General features: G+C 48.2%; 22 protein-coding genes. 12 read left to right on the forward strand and 10 right to left on the reverse strand.

What is annotated here, in order from left to right; all coding sequences use genetic code 11:
* Positions 1 to 460: 460 nt before the first annotated feature.
* The 3 genes from EKM89_RS04620 to EKM89_RS04630 form a co-directional block, all read right to left on the reverse strand.
* Positions 461 to 727: a hypothetical protein gene (locus EKM89_RS04620; RefSeq protein WP_125686121.1), complete on the reverse strand. Its 267-nt coding sequence runs from the start codon at positions 725 to 727 to the stop codon at positions 461 to 463.
* Positions 728 to 832: 105 nt separating this feature from the next.
* Positions 833 to 2,167: a branched-chain amino acid transport system II carrier protein gene (brnQ, locus tag EKM89_RS04625; RefSeq protein WP_164510504.1), complete on the reverse strand. Its 1,335-nt coding sequence runs from the start codon at positions 2,165 to 2,167 to the stop codon at positions 833 to 835.
* A gap of 120 nt (positions 2,168 to 2,287) precedes the next feature.
* On the reverse strand, positions 2,288 to 2,935 hold the full coding sequence (locus tag EKM89_RS04630; protein ID WP_125686125.1) for an NAD(P)-dependent oxidoreductase: 648 nt from the start codon (positions 2,933 to 2,935) through the stop codon (positions 2,288 to 2,290).
* 122 nt (positions 2,936 to 3,057) lie between these two features.
* On the opposite strand from EKM89_RS04630, the gene EKM89_RS04635 reads away from it, so the two are divergent.
* Positions 3,058 to 3,618, forward strand: a complete 561-nt coding sequence (locus tag EKM89_RS04635; RefSeq protein WP_125686127.1) for a GNAT family N-acetyltransferase — start codon at positions 3,058 to 3,060, stop codon at positions 3,616 to 3,618.
* A gap of 72 nt (positions 3,619 to 3,690) precedes the next feature.
* On the opposite strand, the gene EKM89_RS04640 is transcribed toward EKM89_RS04635, so the two are convergent.
* On the reverse strand, positions 3,691 to 4,212 hold the full coding sequence (locus EKM89_RS04640; RefSeq protein ID WP_125686129.1) for an acyl-CoA thioesterase: 522 nt from the start codon (positions 4,210 to 4,212) through the stop codon (positions 3,691 to 3,693).
* Between the two features lie 193 nt (positions 4,213 to 4,405).
* Between EKM89_RS04640 and EKM89_RS04645 the strand changes: the two genes are divergently transcribed.
* A complete protein-coding gene (locus tag EKM89_RS04645) occupies positions 4,406 to 5,614 on the forward strand; it encodes a condensation domain-containing protein (RefSeq protein WP_125686131.1) in 1,209 nt (402 codons plus the stop codon).
* Positions 5,615 to 5,661: 47 nt separating this feature from the next.
* Here the strand turns inward: EKM89_RS04645 and EKM89_RS04650 are convergent, their stop codons facing one another.
* Entirely contained in the window at positions 5,662 to 6,855 is a 1,194-nt protein-coding gene (locus tag EKM89_RS04650; RefSeq protein ID WP_125686133.1) for a multidrug effflux MFS transporter, read from the reverse strand.
* A gap of 419 nt (positions 6,856 to 7,274) precedes the next feature.
* Here EKM89_RS04650 and lepB point away from each other — a divergent pair, with 419 nt between their 5' ends.
* From lepB to EKM89_RS04675, 5 genes are all read left to right on the forward strand, one after another.
* Positions 7,275 to 7,862, forward strand: coding sequence for a signal peptidase I (gene lepB, locus EKM89_RS04655; protein WP_125686135.1), 588 nt, complete (start codon positions 7,275 to 7,277; stop codon positions 7,860 to 7,862).
* Positions 7,863 to 8,003: 141 nt separating this feature from the next.
* Positions 8,004 to 8,459, forward strand: a complete 456-nt coding sequence (locus EKM89_RS04660; RefSeq protein ID WP_125686137.1) for a MarR family winged helix-turn-helix transcriptional regulator — start codon at positions 8,004 to 8,006, stop codon at positions 8,457 to 8,459.
* Positions 8,460 to 8,579: 120 nt separating this feature from the next.
* Complete coding sequence (locus tag EKM89_RS04665; RefSeq protein WP_125686139.1) at positions 8,580 to 9,134, forward strand: hypothetical protein; 555 nt, start codon at positions 8,580 to 8,582, stop codon at positions 9,132 to 9,134.
* Between the two features lie 213 nt (positions 9,135 to 9,347).
* Positions 9,348 to 9,992: a TetR/AcrR family transcriptional regulator gene (locus EKM89_RS04670; protein ID WP_125686141.1), complete on the forward strand. Its 645-nt coding sequence runs from the start codon at positions 9,348 to 9,350 to the stop codon at positions 9,990 to 9,992.
* Positions 9,993 to 10,189: 197 nt separating this feature from the next.
* Positions 10,190 to 11,521 (forward strand): C1 family peptidase, encoded by a 1,332-nt coding sequence (locus EKM89_RS04675; RefSeq protein ID WP_125686143.1) that lies wholly within the window; start codon positions 10,190 to 10,192, stop codon positions 11,519 to 11,521.
* Positions 11,522 to 11,744: 223 nt separating this feature from the next.
* Here EKM89_RS04675 and EKM89_RS04680 read toward each other — a convergent pair whose 3' ends face one another.
* On the reverse strand, positions 11,745 to 12,047 hold the full coding sequence (locus EKM89_RS04680; RefSeq protein WP_125686145.1) for a hypothetical protein: 303 nt from the start codon (positions 12,045 to 12,047) through the stop codon (positions 11,745 to 11,747).
* A 130-nt stretch (positions 12,048 to 12,177) separates the two neighbouring features.
* Here EKM89_RS04680 and EKM89_RS04685 point away from each other — a divergent pair, with 130 nt between their 5' ends.
* The gene (locus EKM89_RS04685; RefSeq protein WP_125686148.1) at positions 12,178 to 12,816 is read left to right on the forward strand and encodes an HAD family hydrolase; all 639 of its coding nucleotides are present in this window, start codon (positions 12,178 to 12,180) and stop codon (positions 12,814 to 12,816) included.
* 569 nt (positions 12,817 to 13,385) lie between these two features.
* Here EKM89_RS04685 and EKM89_RS04690 read toward each other — a convergent pair.
* The 3 genes from EKM89_RS04690 to EKM89_RS04695 all read right to left on the reverse strand — a co-directional run bounded on the left by EKM89_RS04690 (position 13,386) and on the right by EKM89_RS04695 (position 14,513).
* Entirely contained in the window at positions 13,386 to 13,685 is a 300-nt protein-coding gene (locus tag EKM89_RS04690) for a transposase (RefSeq protein ID WP_125686150.1), read from the reverse strand.
* A gap of 66 nt (positions 13,686 to 13,751) precedes the next feature.
* The gene (locus EKM89_RS14020; protein ID WP_164510505.1) at positions 13,752 to 13,919 is read right to left on the reverse strand and encodes a hypothetical protein; all 168 of its coding nucleotides are present in this window, start codon (positions 13,917 to 13,919) and stop codon (positions 13,752 to 13,754) included.
* A 54-nt stretch (positions 13,920 to 13,973) separates the two neighbouring features.
* On the reverse strand, positions 13,974 to 14,513 hold the full coding sequence (locus tag EKM89_RS04695; protein ID WP_125686152.1) for a hypothetical protein: 540 nt from the start codon (positions 14,511 to 14,513) through the stop codon (positions 13,974 to 13,976).
* A 259-nt stretch (positions 14,514 to 14,772) separates the two neighbouring features.
* On the opposite strand from EKM89_RS04695, the gene EKM89_RS04700 reads away from it, so the two are divergent.
* A complete protein-coding gene (locus tag EKM89_RS04700; protein ID WP_125686157.1) occupies positions 14,773 to 15,591 on the forward strand; it encodes a DNA/RNA non-specific endonuclease in 819 nt (272 codons plus the stop codon).
* A 209-nt stretch (positions 15,592 to 15,800) separates the two neighbouring features.
* Here EKM89_RS04700 and EKM89_RS14025 read toward each other — a convergent pair whose 3' ends face one another.
* The gene (locus EKM89_RS14025) at positions 15,801 to 15,956 is read right to left on the reverse strand and encodes a hypothetical protein (protein ID WP_164510506.1); all 156 of its coding nucleotides are present in this window, start codon (positions 15,954 to 15,956) and stop codon (positions 15,801 to 15,803) included.
* Between the two features lie 83 nt (positions 15,957 to 16,039).
* Between EKM89_RS14025 and cls the strand changes: the two genes are divergently transcribed.
* From cls to EKM89_RS04715, 3 genes are all read left to right on the forward strand, one after another.
* Positions 16,040 to 17,530 (forward strand): cardiolipin synthase, encoded by a 1,491-nt coding sequence (cls, locus tag EKM89_RS04705; protein WP_382333301.1) that lies wholly within the window; start codon positions 16,040 to 16,042, stop codon positions 17,528 to 17,530.
* Positions 17,531 to 17,722: 192 nt separating this feature from the next.
* Complete coding sequence (locus EKM89_RS04710; RefSeq protein ID WP_125686160.1) at positions 17,723 to 18,628, forward strand: helix-turn-helix domain-containing protein; 906 nt, start codon at positions 17,723 to 17,725, stop codon at positions 18,626 to 18,628.
* Between the two features lie 449 nt (positions 18,629 to 19,077).
* The gene (locus EKM89_RS04715) at positions 19,078 to 20,556 is read left to right on the forward strand and encodes an MFS transporter (protein WP_125686162.1); all 1,479 of its coding nucleotides are present in this window, start codon (positions 19,078 to 19,080) and stop codon (positions 20,554 to 20,556) included.
* Positions 20,557 to 20,566 lie beyond the last annotated feature (10 nt).

Genomic DNA, 20,566 nt, shown 5'->3' on the forward strand with positions numbered 1-20,566 from the left:
TAAAATTAGGCAACGTTGTCCAACCAGCGCCCTACCAGCCAGCAGATATGGGCTGGATCGGTGCGAACGCAACTTGAAGCCTCGAAAAGGCCGAGTCTCCAAGCTTGGTTTTCTACTAAGCCAGTGGGAAATTCACCCACTAACTAAGTAGAACGACGCGCCTGAGCCCATATCTGCCGACCTCTCGGCTGACGTAGTTGGTCTGAGGAAACATGGATCATGCCGTTTGAAACGCTATTGAATTATGCTTAAATTTTGGCAGCCACTTGGGATTCAGTGATTGGAATTGACCTGCACAATCAAAGCCGGAGTGCGGCTGTTTTCACTAATTTAGCCGTGACATTTCCTACTGTCGCAAGAGTAACGCAAACATTTTGGCTTTCAACCTCAGCAACAAGAAAAAAGCGGCCCAGCAATCTTGGTTGCCAGCTCGCTTGACGTTTTGAATGCTGAAAATTGATTAAGGGTGACCCCCTAAAATAAAAGCCCGGGCAATGGAGAGAATCAAATAAGCCACTTGAATTCCCAGGTCGATCTTGTTGAGAGGGTTGGTGTCAGCGGTGCTTTCGAAAACATTGAAGTGCAGCATCGCCGTAATTAACGAACTAAAGCAGAGAAAGGCAACAATGACGGGTTGCTGAATAAACAACATGGCAAAGAGTAACACCAACGTCAATAGACTTACGCCAATCTTGACGGGGGTTACTGGGTAACGGTCTTGAGTCATCCTAAACACCTCGTTTCGTTCGAAATATGAGAATATGAGATTTTAATTACAACTATCATACCAGATATTTCAAGTAAGTGGGGAATTAATTGCCCAGAAAGGGAGTTATACTCCCTTAAAGACAGCGACGACCTTGCCCAACACAACACCGACCAGTGCGGGAACGACCCAACTGAAACCAAGGCTGGCCAGTGGCAGCTGATTGTTTAGGGCTAAAACGCCTTGCATCCAGCCGGCCCGTTGTAATGCTAGTGGCAGTGCTGCAACGCCAGAGAAGATGGCGGGGATGACGGTAAAGAGCATGCTGAGGCCCCACAACCACCGACTAGTTCCCAATAGTGGTGATAAGACGGCGAGGACGATCAGAACGATGGCCAGTGGGTAAAGAAACATCAACACCGGCGTGGAGTAAGTGATCATTTTCGTGAGGCCCACGTTGGCAATCAGACAAGGGACGACACTGGCGAAGATGGTCAGTGTCGTGTAGGACAATTTAGGGAACATTTCGTGTAGCGTGTCCCCAAACGCGGAGATCAAACCAATCGACGTTTTTAAACAGGCAATGATCACAATTAGGGCGAGTAAGGCGTTCCCAAACGCACCAAAGTAATAGTTGGCAATCTGAGCAAGCGTGATGCCCCCGTTTGCGGCGAGGTTGAATTGACCCAAACTCATTGTGCCCATCAAGGCCAGTAAGGTGTAGATGAGGCCCATCAGGAGAATGCTGATCGTGCCGGCCTTGATAATGTCCTTAGCGATTTGACCGGGATCGGTGACGCCCAGTGCCCGAATGCTATCGATCACCACGATTCCAAAGGCCAATGAGGCCAAAGCATCGAGCGTGTTATAGCCCTCGGTAAACCCACGAAGCAGGGGACTGCTGGCATACGCGCCGTGCGCGGTCGTTGTGAAGCCGCCCATGGGTTTGATGAAGGCGGCGAGCATCAGCAGCCCTAAGAGAATCAGAAATAAGGGTGTCAGCCACTTGCCGATGTAAGTCATCAGCGCACCGGGATTCCGTGCTAGCCACCACGAAAGGGCAAAGAAGAGTACGGAAAAGAGGGCCAGTGTTAGGGCTTGGTGAGACTGCGGAACAAAGGGGGCAAGACCAATTTGAAACGATGTCGTGGCCAGTCGAGGCACGGCGAAGAAGGGACCCACCGTCAAATACAATAAAAGCGTAAATAGGTAAGCAAAGGGGCGGTTGACCTTATTGGCTAAATCGAAAACGCCCTCGCTACGCGTCAGACCGATTCCGGCGACCCCCAGCAGGGGCAAGCCAATTCCAGTTAGCAGGAGACCGATGATGGCTGCACCGACATGGTGACCAGCCTGTTGTCCCAAGAAGACGGGGAAGATAAGATTACCGGCACCGAAGAAGAGGCCAAAGAGCATCATGCCGATGAACAGTAATTCCCGCCAGTTTAATCGAGTTTTCAATATAATCGCAACTTTCTACAGAGAAGGGTATGGCGTTTAGCCAGAGGTAATGATAACAAAAAACGCCGCCCGTGGGAACGGACGACGCTAGAAAGTTTCAAATTTAGATGGTGACTGACTTTATTTATCAGCGACCGTGAAACGGGTTTGGTGATGTTGTGGCTTTTCAATCTCGTCGAGGATGGTGACTGCCATGGTTCCGGCAGAGGTACCAGAGTCTTGTTGCGCGTTGAATAACAAGTCGTCGACACCTAACAAGGCAGGGACAGCCTCCCCAGGATGGAAGTTCGCGGCGGGAGAGACGCCGACCCAATTGACGTTGTCGACATCACGTAAAAAGTTGAGTTCCTTTAGCTGATTCTGAGGCACACTAACGAAGTTGGCGGCGTTGGGATCCTTTTCAATGTCGTGAACGAATAAATGATTATCCGCACCAGTTCGTAAACTACCGGCCCCGAGAATGAAGACGAGACGGGGATGATCGGTACCCCGTAATAGGCTGATCAGCTTGGTGGCCAGGTCGACGTGTAGGTAGGCCTTATCTGGGGCCGTTGCGAAGGCATCAACGATCACGTCGGCGTCGGCCAGGTCGGCGGCGGTCAAGTCGAAGGCGTCTTGAACCTGGGTGGTTAAGTTAAAATCTTCAGGTAATGCGGTCAATTTTTCAGTTGAACGCGCCAGGGCGGTAACCTGATGACCGCGGTGTAAAGCCTCTTCTACGACAGCCGAACCGGCCATTCCGGTGGCGCCAATAACAGTAATTTTCATAAATTACTCGTCCTCCTTTTGTTTGGGATAAGTATAGTTGATTTAGTGGTGGGCGCCAACTATTTTGGCGGCCCGGCGACTTGTGGTACAGTTAGAGCAATATTGTGAGGGGGTCGCTAAACATGAAGGATGTCGTACAAGGAAACTGGGTTCACTTAACGGAAATGCGGGACGGGGATGCCGAATGGTTGCAAGATACGCAGTGGGAGCCCGGCTTGTTGCGTAATTTATCGGCGGATGCCTGCCATCCTTGGACGGCAGCAGAGTACAGCGAGTTGGCTGCCGAGCCGGATAGTAATGAGCACTTCTTCTTCATGGTACGGGCGAACGCCGACGACGGTTTATTGGGCTGGGTCATGCTCGACGATGTCTATTTCAAAAATCGGCGAGCAACATTGGGTATCGCGTTACCGGTTGCCAGTGACCGGGGCCAGGGCTATGGTGAGGATACGTTGAACACGATTCTGTCGTTTGCCTTTAACGAGCTAGGCTTACATAAGGTTACTTTGGAGGTCAATGCCAATAACGAAGCCGCTATTCATGCCTATGAGGCGGTCGGCTTCGTTCGTGAAGGTGTGAACCGGGAAGCAGTTTTTCAGGATGGTCAATGGCTCGACCTGTATGCGTATGGCGTGCTAGCCAGCGAATGGGTGTCTGTTTCACGTGAAACAAAGCGTGCTTAAAAAATAAAGCCGACTGATTCAACCACTAATTTACGGTGGCGAGTCAGTCGGCTTGTTTCACGTGAAACTTTTCTAAATGGGCCATGGCGAATCGACCGACACATGACCGTTGAGTTCAAGTTGCTCGGCGCGCCGTTGTTTCCGCTGGGCACTGCGCTTTTCGTAGCCGGCAACGATGTAGCGCTGCTCATCAGTCATCGGCTTGACGGGCGGTAACGGGGTCGTTGCCCGGCGATCTTCGATGACGTAGGTGATGAAACAGGTGTACCCCACGAAACGTTCACCAGTGGTCAAATTTTCGCCAATAATTTTAACAAAGACTTCCAATGATCGGGTTCCCGTGCCTGAAACGTAGGCTTCGAGGAACATGGAATCATCTATATGAAAGGGTTGCAGAAAGCTCACGTGGTCAAAGGACGCTGTGACGACCGTCTTGTGGGTGAGACGAACCGCAGAAACGGAAGCGCTGTCATCTACTAGCGATAGAATTTTACCACCAAAGACGGACTCGTGTTCGTTCAAATCGGGTTGAAAGACACGGTGACTGGTCACAATGAGCGTGGCATTACAGGATACGGGTGTTTGATTTACCAAAAGATTCACCTCATGAATTTAGATTCGTTTCCTCCATTCTAACAGACCAGACTGGAGTTACCACCCATTTTGCTGGGAAATGGACTGTCAGATTACGAGACTATTAATTTTTAGCAATGTCGCGCCGTCTGAATAGAGAAGTGCCCCTCCTCTTTGTTATACTGTGGCTAATCAATCAAGGAGGGGTGTTAGCATGAATTTTCATGGCGAACCGTTAGACTTAATGCCGACGCTGGATGCAGCGCAAACTTATCCGCTACTCGAGTGTACGCTGAGTTTGACGCACCCCATCGACGTGGTTCAGTTGCAGGCCGCTGTTCAGACGACGCAGACCGTCGTTCCGCAGATCTTCAGCCGGTATAATTTTCGGTGGAATCGATTTGAGGAAGACCTCGCAACTGGGACCCACGTCATTGAAGAATATACCGTTAGTCATGATCCCGGGCGAGCACAATTAGACGTCCTCGTAGGTCCCCAGTTAAAGATCCAAGTCATTCATAGGGACGATTACGACCAGTTACGGCTATCAATGAGTCGCTTACTGACGGACGGCGAAGGCTTCAAACACTACCTTTATCTTTTGGCTGCGGCGTATGCGGGTCAGGACTTAACCAACTTTACGAATGAACGCAGTGTCCGAAAGATTTTGGCGCACTTACGGACGCAAAAGGGTGCGCCAACGAGCCAGCCAGTACATGCCAATGAGGCAATGCCCCAGTTTAATGGGGACATTCACCATCACCGCGGTGAGGCAACTATTCCGCAGGTCGAGAGTCGCCGGTTACGGCAGAAGGCCAGGGAACAGGGAGTGACCATGAATGCCGTGTTGTTGGCAGCTTACGCGTGCGCCCTCTTCACGTTGACTGGGGAACGCCAACTTGTGATTCCCTACCAGGTCGATCTCCGATTGCACGGACCGGTTGCCGCGACCAATATTGTGCAGGTGGCGAATCTGACCAGTGAGATGCCGATCCCGATTACCGTATTAGAGGGTGAAGACTTTCGGGAAGTGGTTAAACGGACGCAGGTGACGATCAGTGAGTTGCGAGAGTCGTTGGCTTATCTCCCACCATTGGTCGAGCTCAGCCGAATGAGTCGTGCCTTGCCACCGGAATTGGTCCGACGCTTGGTCCGTAAACACCATACTAACACGGCAATTTCCTTCGCTAACTTTGGTCACATTGATCACACGCGACTGGACTTTAACGGGATTGCGGTCACCCAAATCTACTTTGCGGGTGCCTACCGGCCGATGCCCAACTTTCAGCTGACCGTCAGCATTTATCACGATACTTGGACGTTAGCTTTTCGCATGATGGGGTCCGAACCGGATTATCAATTAGGCATTAAAATTTTACGAAATGTGGCCACACAGCTCACCCAGTGGGCACGGCAGGCTTAGGTGATTAAAAAACGCGTTCTCCAAATGAATGGAAAACGCGTTTTTGCTTACGATTTAATGTGGTGTCCTTGGTATTTGACCAAGCTAAATGCGCCCAAGTTGCAGACTAGCAGCATCACACTCATAGCAGCGTAAGAACTGCCAGTGACCCCAACTAAGGGGGAAACGATGCCCCCACAGGCGTCTTGCGACAGCCCGATAACGGCCGAGGCACTCCCGGCATTGTGGGTAGCCTGATCCATGATGATCGTCACGGTCAGCGTCAACAGCGCCCCAATGAGGATCACGAGGATCAGGACCAAACCAGCGACCAGCCAGACGTTGGCAGGAAATAGTAGTGAAACCAGGAGGACACCGCTGGCCGTTGCCGCAGCGAGCAAGAGACCAGTGACCTGTTGGCGGTTAGAGTAGTGTCCCGCCAGTCGGCCAGGTAAGTTACTGCCGACCACGATTCCCAGGCCATTAAAGGCGTATAGCAGGCTAAAGGTCTGGGGGGCCATGCCGAAGCCCGTTTGAAAGACGAAGGTCGACGCCGAGATGTAGCTGAACAAGGCGCCGTAGACCAGCCCAGTCGCTAAGATAAGCGGCCAGAAGCTGGGTTGGACCGTCAACTTGCCCATGGCGGCCAGAGAGGCGCTGAAGCCGCCCGTTTGCCGTTTGTCGACTGGTAGGGATTCGTGTAAGCCCACGGCTACGGCTGCCGCGATAATGATACCAATGATGGCTAATAGGATGAAGATTGCTTGCCAGTCAACGTAACGAATCATGAAGCCGCCAATGATCGGGGCGATGATGGGGAAGACACCATTAACCGTATTGAGCAGCGCATAAAAGTGGGTTAATCGCTCGCCAGAAAAGAGGTCGCGGGCGACGGCACGTGCCAGCACTTGGCCGGTAGCCCCCGCTAGTCCCTGAACGAACCGCAGGATGATTAGAAGCGCGACGGAATGAATAAAGGCCATGGCTAATGAAACGAGGCCAAAGAGAATAAAGCCGATAATTAAAGGTTTACGCCGCCCATATTGGTCCGATAATGGACCAGCAATCAGTTGTCCCAGCGCTAGACCAATCAGACAGGCCGTGATGCTTAGCTGCATGAGTGAGGCTGTCGTGGCGAATTGTGTTTTCATTTGGGGGAGTGCGGGTAGGTACAGGTCGATAGCGAGCGGTCCCGTCGCACTTACCGTCCCCAATAACAGCGTCAGCCAGGCTAGCCGCCGCTTGGTGAGAGTAGGATTCATAAGTTAGCCCCTTTCTAGAGTTATCTGTCGTGTCTGTTGCGATGTAAGTTGTAGCTTGAAAGCCATGTTGCAGAAATTAGGCAACCGCGTCTAGATAGCACGTTATCGGTCGCCAGAGATGGGCTGAAACCGTGCGACCAATTTAGTCACCCATCCCAATTCAAAAGCAGTCGTGTAGAGGTATTTCTCCATTATTGCCGCAAACCGATGAATTTGCAAGTTGGGATTCGTCTTGTTTCGTCGGTGAGTTTGTCAAAATAGTTTCAGTAACATTAAATTCTAGGAAATCGTGGGACTTTGGGCCGGTAAATGGTAAGATTGTAAGCGACCCTGAGCAGAAAGTGTTTTCCACCGGTCACTCGGGGTGTATGATAAGTGTAAATCATTTTATCTCTGAAAAATAAGGAGTCTCGCTCATTATGAAAGTACTAAAGGAAGTCATGAGTTGGGTCATTCCCATCGTCATTGGGTTGGCCATTGCTTTTGCCATCAAGGCCTTCGTCTTCACCCGTGTGCGGGTCGACGGGCCATCAATGGAACCGAACCTGCAAAATGACGAAAAGGTTGTGGCGTTCAAGCAGTCCAAGGTCAAGCACCTCAGTGTCATCGTATTCGATGCCCATGGGGAAGATCCAGCTGCGAAGACCAACACCAATTATGTTAAGCGGGTCATCGGCTTGCCGGGTGATACGGTTGCTAGTAAGAACGGTTATATCTATGTAAACAATAAAAAGATCAAACAGAGCTTCATTAGTCAGAGCGAACGGACGTCTGGGACTGGAAATTGGACGTTGGCTAGCTTGGAAAAGAGTAATGGTTGGGGCAATGGCAAGGTAACCGTGGTGCCAAAAGGGAAGTACTTCGTGTTGGGTGACCATCGGAGCGTGTCCAACGACAGCCGTTATTGGGGCTTTGTCGACAAGGATAAGATCGTCGGCGTTGTGAAGGTGCCATTCTGGACCTCAACGAAGACACGGCGTGCGAATATCAATGATATGGCTTACTAAGCGTAAATAACATGTCAAGTGAAGGCAGTTCAGCGGTCGCTGGCTGTCTTTTTGTGTGGTGTTGTGTGGGCGGCTGAGACCTTGACTTTTCGGAAAAATTAGTATATGCTTGCGCACGTAAATTTAGGAAGGAGGCGGCTTATGGTCACCAGTAGTAATGATCCAGATATTCTAAAATGGCTCTCTATTGCAAATCGTTATACGCGGATTGCTCTCGACCGGCGCCTCCAACCGTACCGGCTTAATGCCAGCATGTACTATTATATTTTACGGATTCACGAACGGCCACGATTGACCCAAGACAAGTTAATCAATTTAACCTATCTCAATCCGAGTAACGTCACGCGGGCCATCAATCAGTTGGTCAATTTAGGCTATGTCCGCAAGCGCCAATCCAAGGCCGATAAGCGGGTCTACGAGTTATCGCTGACCAAGCGGGGCGAAGAACTCTATCCAGAAATTGTGAAATTACGGCAGGAGGTTGCCGATAATCTGTTGGCCGATGTGCCTGTGGAGCAGCACGATGAATTGGTCGCGCTGGTCCGGCAACTGGCATTGCGCGCCGTAGAAAATGAAACGCCTAAATTAAATAACTAAACGAACTGGTCATGAGGGCCAGTTTTTTGTTACCAAATGTTTTGGAGACGCCCCTTTTCAAGACAAAGTGTATAATCAAGGGCTAAACGTGACTTAAAAAAGACAATGAAGGAGTCAATCATGCAAAATCTAGATTTAACCAACTTGGTGCTCGGCGCCTGGTTATTGGTTGTCGTGATCAGACGACAGTTAGCGCCTAAGGTGGTGCGGTTTAAAATGGAATTTTTCCTACTAGTGGTGGTGCTGGGGGCAGCATCGGTGGGGGATGCTTTCAACAAGCAACATCTACAGATTACCGCGCAACAGGCTGTCCTCTTTGGCGGGCTGAGTTTAGTCAGTGCGGTGGTGTTTGCCTTGCTGCGGGCCTGGTCTTATCGCTTTTGGGTAAATACCGATGGCTACGTCATGCGCCAAGGAAATTGGTTAACACTAGTTTTATGGCTCGTCGGTATCGGCATTCATTTAGGGGTTGACCGGCTATGGACAGGCAGCTCGGTGACGTTAATGCTCTACTTAGGGGTAACGCTACTGGTTCAGCGGGGCTACGTTTGGTGGCGGGCCACGCAGAAATTCCCGGCCGAGATGCGGACTAACGCGGCCTTACAAACTAGAAATCGGTACGACAAGCGTCAGGACCGGCAAAAACAGCGGCGAGAGCGACGGGGTAAGAATTAAAACCAATTAAATCAATCCAGAACGTGACGGGTTAACTGCATAGTTCACCCGTTTTATGTTAAACTATGTAGTGAGTAATCACTCACCAAACGGGTAACTAGCCGACACTGAAGTGGTTGGTGTGACTAGGGTAAACCGATTTGACTCAGTGGTGTAACGAAAATTAGTAGCGCATGGTAATCAGCCAAGGAGACAGTAACGGAGGAATTAAACGTGGTAAAAGAAATGACGATTCAAGATGCGTTTCAGAGCGTAATGGCGACGCGGGGGGATGTCCCACCAAAGCAACAGCGGGTACTCGCAGCCAGTCTGGTATTATTTGCCGAACAGGGATTCTCGAACACGACGACGAAACAAATCGCTGCACGAGCTGGCGTTGCCGAAGGAACTGTATATCGGCGTTACAAGACTAAGGACGAACTGTTAGCGGCGGTGTTGGCCCCGTTTGTGTCAGGCGTCCTCCCTAGCTTGATTGGCGACTTTGCGAATAATATTGTGAAACGCGACTACCTGACGCGTCACGATTTGATTGCGGCGGTAATTCAGGATCGGCTTCATTTTATTCAGGAAAATCGGGATGTTTTGCAGGTCCTATTGACGGAGTTCTTGGTCAGAAGCGATGTACGAGAACAATTAATTCCGCAGGTGATGCCGCTATTACAACATAATTTATATCCCGTCTTAGATCGGCTAAAAACCAACGGTGAGTTGATCGATTGGCCGGATGACCGGATTGCCCAGTTTATGATTGGGACCATGATGAGCCAACTGGTTCGCGGTGTTTTGGCGGACGAAGAGGTTGAGTCGGTGGGGCCGATAATGATTGCATTTATTGAGAAGGGCTTGGCACCAGAGTAGGGATGGTGTTGAATCATTGAAACTTGCCGGTTGGGGAGTCTTTTTCTGTTGGGTGAAACGTATGCCAGCTAGCGACTCTTTGACGCGCACTTAAAATAAATTGCCATTCCACGCCAAAAGCGCTAGAATGAATTCAACTTTGATTATGAGATTTTCATGAGTCTTCTCATGAAAATCCAGGAGAGAGGAGTCATTTTATGCCAGAAACCAAGACTGAACATGAATTAACCGCTGCTGAGACCGCGGATTTACGTGCTGATTTACAACAACAACCCGCCCACGACGTTGTCGCGCGGGCTGTGATCAAAAATGGGGTCCTTAACGCTGCCGAAGACCCACAGGCTGCGGTTCGTTTAAACCGGACCTTCTCCGTTGAACTCGATACGGGTAAGGTATCTAACCAGAAACATTCTGGCCGTTGCTGGCTCTTCTCCACGTTAAACGTTGTGCGACATCAATTTGCAGCGAAGTACAACGTAAAGGATTTTGAGCTGTCCCAGAGTTATTTGTTCTTCTGGGATAAGGTCGAACGCGCTAATATCTTCTATGACCGTATCTTGGCGACGGCGACGCAACCGTTAGATGACCGGGAAGTCGCCGCTTACTTGAGTTATCCCGATGGCGACGGTGGTCAATGGGCCATGGGCGCAGCGTTGATTCAAAAATACGGGGTCGTTCCAGTGAGTGCGATGCCGGAATCCTTTAACACCAACGATACGACCGGCTTTGGTGCAGCGTTGCATTTAAAGCTACGGAAAGATGCCTTAGCTCTGCGGCAATTGGTCGCGGACGGTGCCAGTGATGCCGATATTGCGGACGAACGGGCAGCGGACATGAAGGAAGTTTACCGGATGGCGGCCTATTCGTTTGGAGAGCCACCAACCACGTTTGACTTGGAATACAAGGATGACGATAAGGGTTACCACTTAGATGCCGGTTTGACGCCCAAGGGTTTCTTCGACAAGTACTTTGACGTTGATCTCGATGACTACGTCGTGCTGAGTAATTCACCTGAGAAGCCATTTGACAAGTTATACAGTTTGCCAAGTCAGGATAACATTGTTGGCGGCAAGCACATTACCTTCCTGAATGAACCGATGGCCGTTCTGAAAGAGGCTGCCATTGCACAATTACAGGCTGGAGATGCCGTTTGGTTTGGTAACGATGTCTTGCAGCAGATGAGTCGCGAACGGGGGTTCCTCGATAGCAATTTGTTCAAGACTGCCGACTTGTTTGGCGTCGATCTGAGCTTGACGAAGGCTCAACGACTGGCTACCGGGGAAGCTGAGGTTTCTCACGCCATGACATTGACCGGCGTCGACTTGGTCAAAGGCGAACCAACCCGCTGGAAAGTTGAAAACAGTTGGGGCGAAAAGAACGGTGAGAAGGGTTACTTTGTGATGACCGATGACTGGATGAATGATTTCGTCTACGAAGTCGTGGTGCGCAAGGAATTCCTGACATCGGACCAACAAGCCCTGTTGCGCACAACGCCGCAAGTACTCCCAGCTTGGGATTCGTTAGCCTAAATTTAAGAGTGGGACAAAAGGCGATTAGCTGGCGAGCATTAAGGCTGATAACCGAATAATTCCAGAGCTTGGATTATTTGGTTATCAGTTTTAAGCGGATTCAGCTGCCACTATGGCGCACGTTTCGGCACCATAGTGGCATAAACAAAAGTTGCTCCTTTCAGAATCTAACGATTCTAAAAGGAGCAACTTTTTGAGTTATGTCCCAGACCCTTTCCTACCTCTATTGGTGAAAAATAACGCTGAGTATAAAGAGCCCAAGCACACTGACTACAGTTGCTGCTAAAATGCCTAAGAGAGCGCTCCAGACAAAAAATAACTTACGGTGTGCGAGACTGACGGTCCAGTAGTCGGCTAAGAAAAAGAAGTCGAAGCCATACAAGCCGAAACCCAAGTTCGGTTGGTTGACGGCCATTAGGATAATACTGATGAGAATGCCTAACATTAACCAGGGCATAACTCGGTGGGCCTTTTGCGTTGCTTGTGTCCCCAGTTTTGTCGTGTACTGATCTCCCCATTGTTTCACGTGAAACACCCCACTTCGCGCTTAATTATAATCGAGGTAGGCGGTCACTTCAAAAGAAACTGGTCAGATAGGGACGGAAGCGCGTAAAATGGAAGAAGATAAAGGCGACTAATCCTAATGAGGTGATTTAATGCGTAATTTTTTATTCGATTTTGATAGTACCTTGGCCGATACACGCAATGTTGCGGTTACATCGACCCAAGCGGCGTATCGGCTCCAGGGATTGACCGTTCCATCTCGAGATGCTGTGGTGAGTTATATGGGGGTTCCCATTGAGGTCTCCTTTGCTAAGATGGCAGATCGGTCAATGAGCGACGCCGAATTACAAGCGTTATACACGGTCTTTCGTGAGCAGTACCATTTGGCCGAAACGAACGGAATTACGCTCTTCGCTGGCATGGGTGAGGCATTGACCGGGCTAAAGGCCAAAGGCGACCATATCTTTGTGGTGTCCAGTAAGCATTCGGTCCCACTGCAGCGAAACTTGGAGCAGATTGGCCTGGGCGATACGTTTGCGGCTATTAGTGGCTCAGACTCGGTGGCCCATTACAAGCCAGCACCGGATGGTATTTTGAATCTCCTCGAGCGGTTTAACTTAGCGGCAGCGGACAGTGTGATGATCGGTGATGCCATTTATGATATGCAGATGGGGAAAAACGCTGGTGTTGCGACCGCGGCAGCCATGTGGGGGGCTGCCGATCCAGTGGCCGTTAGGGCGGAACAACCGACCTATATTTTAAAGACACCATTGGACTTGTTACAGATTTAGATTGCGTGACTTGGGGCGGCCGGCATGTGACCGCTCTTTTTTTAATCAGTAAATTTTGACGGAAAATAGCCAAAAAACTTATTATATTAAAATTATGTTATACATTAGAAATTAAGCAACAAACGTTTTCTGAATGAGAAATTTAAGCGGAATTTGAATGAAATATACTGTAAATGATTAGAAAAAAGTAATCCAACCCCCTAATGGACTTGAAAAGCATGCTTTTAGACCAACCAATCAGATATTTCTAATCAATCATATTATTATCGCGTGAATATTCTTCACAATTTCTTCACATTTACCAGTTAGGATAGCCATATACCAAAAACCTATTAACCAACCTTTCTTCATTTTATTAACCAAGTAAAATGAATGCCGTTTGCCCTAACCAAGTAAGCGGTCCGACCGTCCTCTAACCAGGGACGGTTTTTTTGTCTGCCATTTTGGTACTGAGATTTTGGATATAAGAATGAAAGTGGAAGCGGCTACCTTTTGGTGTAAGTTTTGACCATATAAAATTGGATAACAAAAGAGCCCGGGGTTTTATACCAGGCTCGTAATGGTAACTTTTAATGATGAATCAAGTGATGGTGTGGCCCAGCAAGCAGTTTGGGCTTGCCATTCCGGCGTCCGGGAAGATGGCGTTCCATCATGAGCTGTTTCGTGTGTTCCCGTTCGATTTGGAGTTGCTTCTTTAACTGACGGTTCTTCCAAAAGCCATGAAGCATAACCGTTGCGGGGATTATTTCAAGTGAGACCAGAGCCGGCAGTAACCAAGGGTTGTCGCCGACTAGGGTGGTGAATTTTTCGCGTTGTTCCTTGAACACTTCGGGTTCGTCATCCAGCATGAACTTATGTGTACACATCATCAATCACGCTCCTTTGGCCCTATCATAACCCAAAGTGGTAGCGCTGTCAGCTGGTTCAACCGTTTCTTATTTATGGCGAAAGAAACTGGCAATGTGTAAGATGGCTAAAATCGCGGCAATGCCCAGAACCAGGGTCTCTAACATCACGAATCCGCTGAGATGGCGCAGCTGCTGATAGACCAGCACGCCGCTAATGACCAGGATACCCAACAGCCAGGGGATAAATTTTTTCATCGTTTCCTCCAAATATAAAAACGGCACCCGCAGGCACCGTTTTCAGTCGTGTGTTTAGTTGGCGACCTTGACCAACACGGCCTTGGTGACGTCTTGATCGACGTCTCTGGCAATGTGGTAGCCGGCAACTTTCAACTTCGACGCGTTGTTCTTGCCGGTCAGGGTATCCTTGACCGTGAACTTTTGGGTCATCGGGATGTCAGATAACTTCCCTTTGAAATTGATGATGGTGTTATCACCCTTGGTTTTAAACGTCGTATTTAGTGTTCCGACCTTATTGAGGGCGTTAGCCTTGTTGGCGGCACTATAGGACTTGTAGAACTTATCAACGTTATAGACGGTAACTTTACCGTCGGAATTGAACCGGTAAGCTTCCAAACCGGAGTTACTCTTAGAATTAACGGCACCAGCCACGTACCAAAGTTGCGTGGATTTGGTCAACGTGGATTTCACGTCGGCCTTTTTCGTAGTTTTGTTTTTAAAACTAGCTTGTTGGTTACTCCCCGACTTGCTACTTTTACTGCAGCCGGCTAAGCCAATGGCAAAAACTGCCAGTAGACTCAGAGCGACGGCAACGATACGAGATTTCTTCATGTCTAAATCACCTCATCAAAAATGATAACAGTTTTGTGGTTAACACACAAACCGCCTGCTTCCTCTAAGCGTAGTATAGCATGGTCATCGGGTCGAAAAGGGAGTCAGCCGGTTAAAAAAGCGTTAAGTTCCTGTGACAACAAAAATATTCATTGATTATTAATAACAAAATATTGTAATTAATAACGCAAAAGTAGAGACGAACGTATGTTTTTCTGGTAGACTATGACGAGAGAGATTTTTGAGGGAGAGGGATTTTATGAGCAAGCGTCGTCGCCGTCGTGGACGGAACCAGATTTCTATTTATGGGGCGTTACTTCTATTAGTAGTTGGGATTATTGGTGGGTTAAGCAGTCAGGGAAACCCCACTGCGAAAAGGGTCGCGGAAACGGCTTCAAGTCTTGTGGGTCAGGTTGCCGGCAATGAGTCGTCATCGACAGGTACGTCTGCGCCTAAGCAGTCCGTTGCGACCCAAGCCTTGGCTGAGCAAAAGTACTCGGGAACACAGATTGTTGCCGTCAATCACAACAAGCCAACCTTTACGACAGCCGAACTGTCGGTGAAGCGCGGCGCTTGGGCAACCTATGCCAATTTGGACAATTTAAACCGGGTCACAACGGCCAACGCCATGTTGAGTAAACGGACGATGCCGACCGCCAAACGGGAGCCCTTGTACGTCAACCCGACTGGCTGGAAAAATAAGCCATATACAGTCAATGGTAAGCGCGGCTACCTGTACAACCGGAGTCACTTGATCGGGTATCAACTGACGGGTCAAAATAACAATCTAAAGAACTTGATGACCGGGACCCGATCGTTAAATGATCCTGGTATGACCGCCTATGAAAATCCGGTGGCCAGTTATTTGAAGAGCCATCCTAGTGATTACGTGCGCTATCAGGTGCAACCGGTCTTTCGGGGGAATGAGCTAGTGGCCCGTGGCGTGCATATGCAGGCCAAATCGGTTGGTAGCGCGGGTATTTCCTATAACGTTTATATTTTCAATATTCAAGCGGGTATTAAAATCAATTACAGTACCGGGACCAGTCAATTAGGTAATCCGGCAGCTAGTTTTTAGACTAAATTAAAAACAGTGTGCCGAAAATGATTCGGCTGGCGAAGATCAACGGGGATGGTCGAATAATCCTGGGTTGTTCGGTTATCGGTGTTAAGTGGAAGCGGCTACCTTTTGACATACGGTTCAGCTATAGAGGTTCGGAGATGCCAAATAGGCTGTGACAAAGGTCACAGCCTATTTTCAAACGAGTTTAGTGCGGGTTGACGGTCTTAGCGCCGATTCATGTAACGGTAGATGGCGTAGAGCATGATACCAGCCAAGATGATGATACCAACGGTTGGACTGTCGCGAAAGATCCAGTGGAAGACACGAATGGGACTGGTCCCATGTAGGCCGCCAATTAATGAGATGAAATCAGTGTGCATGGTGTGAACCTCCTATCGAAAAATTGCTATTTCTGATGAAAAGTTTAAAGAAAAGTAAAGACATTTGAATGATTTAGCGTATCATGAAATCACAGAGAATAGAGGAGGGTTTACACGTGAATGTGAATTACATGCTCATCCTAGAGATCATTGTGGTGGTCAACGCGGCATTGGCCTTCGTGACGGTTTTCCGGGAGAAAAGAGATATCGCGGCGACGTGGGCGTGGATGTTGGTGTTGGTACTCTTGCCAATCGTTGGGTTTATCGCCTATGCCTTCATCGGCCGAAAACTGCCAAAGGGCCGGATGTTTCGTTTGCAACGGCAAGTCGCCGTTCAACTCGACGAACGCTTGTCACAGCAGCGCGAAGAGATTGGGACGCAAATCATGCCGGCCGATCAAATTAGTCATTCGGTAATCAACATGGTAAATATGTTTATGGAAACGGACCACGCTTTCTTAGCCCGGAAGAACCGGGTGCGCGTGATCACGGATGGTCATGATCTGTTTCACCTGATGATGGAAGACATCGAACGGGCCCACTCCAGTATTCATATTGAATTCTACACCTTTTATAACGACCAGATAGGAAATGACATCTTGGATCTGCTGGTAAAAAAGGCACGAACAGGTGTTGAAGTACGTGTCATCTATGATCCATGGGGGTCCATGGGGACGTGGAAAAAGTTCTTTAAACCGTTGATGGACGTTGGCGGCCACGTAGAGCCCTTCCTGGGAACGCGTTCGGCGGTCATTGACTTTCGGCTAAACTTCCGTGATCACAGAAAAATTGTGACGATTGACGGTCAGATTGGGTACGTTGGTGGCTTTAACATTGGGGATCAGTACTTAGGCCGTAAGGAAAAATTTGGCTACTGGCGTGACACGCATTTACGAATCGTTGGCTCCGGGGTCTTCTCACTTCAGGCACGATTCATGCTGGATTGGAACGCTACGGATCGGGACCATCCATTTAAGGATGACCAAATAGAGCATCGCTACTTCCCATTGACGAAGGTTAAGGGGGAAACTAGCCTGCAGATTGTATCCAGTGGACCAGATTCCGACCTCCAGCAGATTAAGATGGGATACATGCGTCTGATTCAGACCGCCGAAAAGCGGTTGTGGATTCAGACGCCATATCTGATTCCAGACGATAGTGTCTTGGACTCCCTGCGGATTGCAGCTATGGCGGGAATCGATGTCCGAATCATGATTCCGGATAAGCCAGACCATGCCTTTGTTTACCGAGCAACGCAGTACTATGCTCGGCAACTAGCGGACGATGGCGTTAAGATTTACTTCTATCACAATGGCTTTATTCATGCCAAGACGATGGTCGTGGATGGCAAGATTGCTTCCGTGGGGTCAGCCAATATGGACTACCGGAGCTTCAAGTTAAACTTCGAAATCAACGCGTTCATTTACGATGCAGAGATTGCCAATCAGCTCGAAGAAATCTACGAAGCTGACATGCGGCACAGCGAATTAATTACGCCAGAGAAGTTTAAAAACCAGTCAACTTATTTGAAATTCAAGCAGACGGCATCGCGTTTGTTGTCGCCAATATTGTAACGGATAGAGCCTTCTGTGCGAGTGTGCAGAGGGCTCTTTTTGATTGCTATATGCACGATAATAAGGAAAAGTAGCGCGAGTTGGTTGCTATAAACAACCAACATTAGTATAATGGGGCCAACAGGGGTAGTAAACCGCTTTCATTTTAAAGCGGGTGTCGTATCGGATTCTAATTCGGGGAGGTCTTGTATTATGAAGCCATTTATTCCCATACCAGTCGTGGATTCAAGCTTATATTTATTTGGTGGGCACCGACGGACCGTTCCTGGGGGATGGCAGTTCTTCGAACAAAAACACCAGGCCTTTGAGCTAATGTGTCTGGTTGATGGTCGGCAAACGACCGAAATTAAGGGTGTTGCTACATACGACTATGGACCTGGTGATGCGATGATCATTTCGCCGGGGACGTTGCATACGAACAAAAACTCCAGTGATGAGGAAACAATGACTTATATCTGTTTTCACTTTAATATTGAGAGCCTGGAGTTGAAATCTGAACTATTGGGTAACGTGGTGAATGCTGTAATTCCCGCCGAAGAACCGATTGCGCAAGCGGCAGGGAAGGCGGCAGGAGAAATCGTGGCTTACAGCGCGGATAATGAATTAACCAAGGAACAGGCTAGCTTAAAAATTCAACGGGCTTTTTTAGACTTTTTATTGGCATTAACGGAGAATCTCTCGAGCTATGCGCAACAAAAGGGAACCAAGTATAGTGAGAGTGAAGCCAAAACAAGTCGGCTGATTGCGACATTGATCAAGAAAAATGTCGAGCAGAAGGAAATCCCGTTATTTTCGTTTGAAGATATTTGTCAAAAGGTTGGGATTAGTAGTGGCTATGGCCATCGAACGTTTAAAAAGGTCTATGGTGTGACACCACTCCACTACATTGAAAGCCAAAAGTACAATAAAGCAAAACGGCTTTTGGGCTCGCCAGAGTATTCGATTGAGGATATCTCATATCTGATGGGTGCTAGTAGTACGTCGAATTTTACAAAGCAGTTTAAAAAGTGGGCTGGGATTACACCGAGCCGTTATCAACGACAAATGAAGCAGAAACGGCGCGTGCGGACACTTAAAGAAAGTGGCTATTTTGAATAGCGTCAATTTTGGCATGATAGTGTGGATACTATCATGCTTTTTTATTCACAAAAAGTCGAATTTCGGACTCTTTATAATATTTTACACGCTACAAAGAGATAAGAGTAGTTCAAAGGTGACTGAAAGCGGGAATGACTGGCAACAGTAGGATGCACAAATTTTGATACCAAGCTTAGTGACCGATAAACAAACGTTTTGACTATTTTTGGTTAGAAAAGGATAAATCAGCGGTATAAACGTTGATTTGGCGGTGCTTCTCCTCACCGACGAGGTCACAAATCAACTAAAAACAGTCATGAAAGAAGATAGCCAACTTTTCTGAAAGCGTTTACAATTCGGGGTGTAGTTAGCTAACTTAACAAAACGGACGTTGCTTGATCAGCACGTCGCAATCACTTCTCGTTTTAGAACTTCCACATAAATTTTTTATTCGAAAGGGGTTCTCACATATGGCCGAAAATACAGAGGCTGCCCCGAAAGCAAACACGGCAAATGATGAATTTGCGAAGCTTTCCTGGCGTGAGCGTATTAGTTATGGTGCCGGAGATTTAGCTCAAAACTTAATCTTTGGTACAGTTGGCTCCATGCTCTTATTCTACTTAACCACCGTTTATGGTATTTCCGCAGCGGTTGGTGCCACGATTTTCTTAGTCGTTCGGTGGGTCAACGTTTTCTGGGATCCATGGGTTGGTGCCTTCGTCGATAAGCACGGATTCAAGTCTGGTAAATATCGGCCTTACTTGATTTACGGTGGGATTCCACTGACAATCATGGCCGCTTTACTCTTCTTACCAATTGATGCGGTTCGCGGCAACGTTTTCTACGCATTCATTGCTTACTTAGCTACCGCCTTAATCTACTCATTCGTTAACATTCCTTATGGGGCGCTGAATGCTTCCTTAACACGGGATAACGATGAAATTTCAACGTTAACGACTGTCCGGATGACGGAAGCTAACATTGGTAACTTACTGGTTTACACCTTCTTGCCATTATTTGTTCAAATGGCTTCACCAAATCCACAATCTAAGGATATTGGTTTCTTCGGGATTCACATGAATTTAGGGGATTACACATCTCCTAAGGCCGGGAAGGCTTACTTCTTGGTTATGGCCATTTACATGGTGATTGGATTCGTCATGTTAATGTGCACTTACTTTGGAATCAAGGAACGGGTTTTACCAACACAAAAAGAATCCGATTCCGTTAAATACTCTGACTTGTGGGTTGAATTTAAGCAAAACAAACCCTTACAAGTTCTTGGCTTCTTCTTCCTGATTGGTTTTACCTTCATGTTCTTTGGGAACACCGTATGGCCATTCTACATGCAATACAACATTGGTCACTCCGAATGGATGGCTTCAATCAACTTGATCGGGTCAATTCCCGGGATCTTCTTAGTCTTCTTATGGCCTATTATCCGTAAAAAGATTGGGAAACGTCAATTCTTCTATGCTTTCTTAACGCTCTTCATTATTGGGACCTTAGTTATCTGGGTATGGTCCATGCCTGCCTTTAAAGACAGCACTGCCCTTGGCTACACTGGTCGTTTCTTACAACAATGGGGGATTACCGCTGCTACTGGTTACATGTGGTCATTGGTTCCAGAAGTTGTTTCTTACGGCGAATACAAGTCCAAGAAGCGGGTTGCCGGGATCATCAACGCCATCATGGGTCTGTTCTTCAAGATTGGGTTGGCTCTTGGTGGGATCATCCCTGGTTACATCAACGCCTTCTTTAAGTTTGATGGGACTAAGACGACGCAAAGTGCTGCTGCCTTAAGTGGTATCCAGTGGTCAATGATCTGGTTACCAATTATCATGGCGTTAGTTGCGATGTGGGTTATGAGTCGTTACACCTTAACTGATGATGAAGTTAAGAAGATGAACGAAGAACTCGAAGCAGATCGTCGTGCAGCTCAAGAGTAATCACGCTTTT

Source organism: Levilactobacillus fujinensis, assembly GCF_003946335.1.
Lineage (GTDB): Bacteria > Bacillota > Bacilli > Lactobacillales > Lactobacillaceae > Levilactobacillus > Levilactobacillus fujinensis.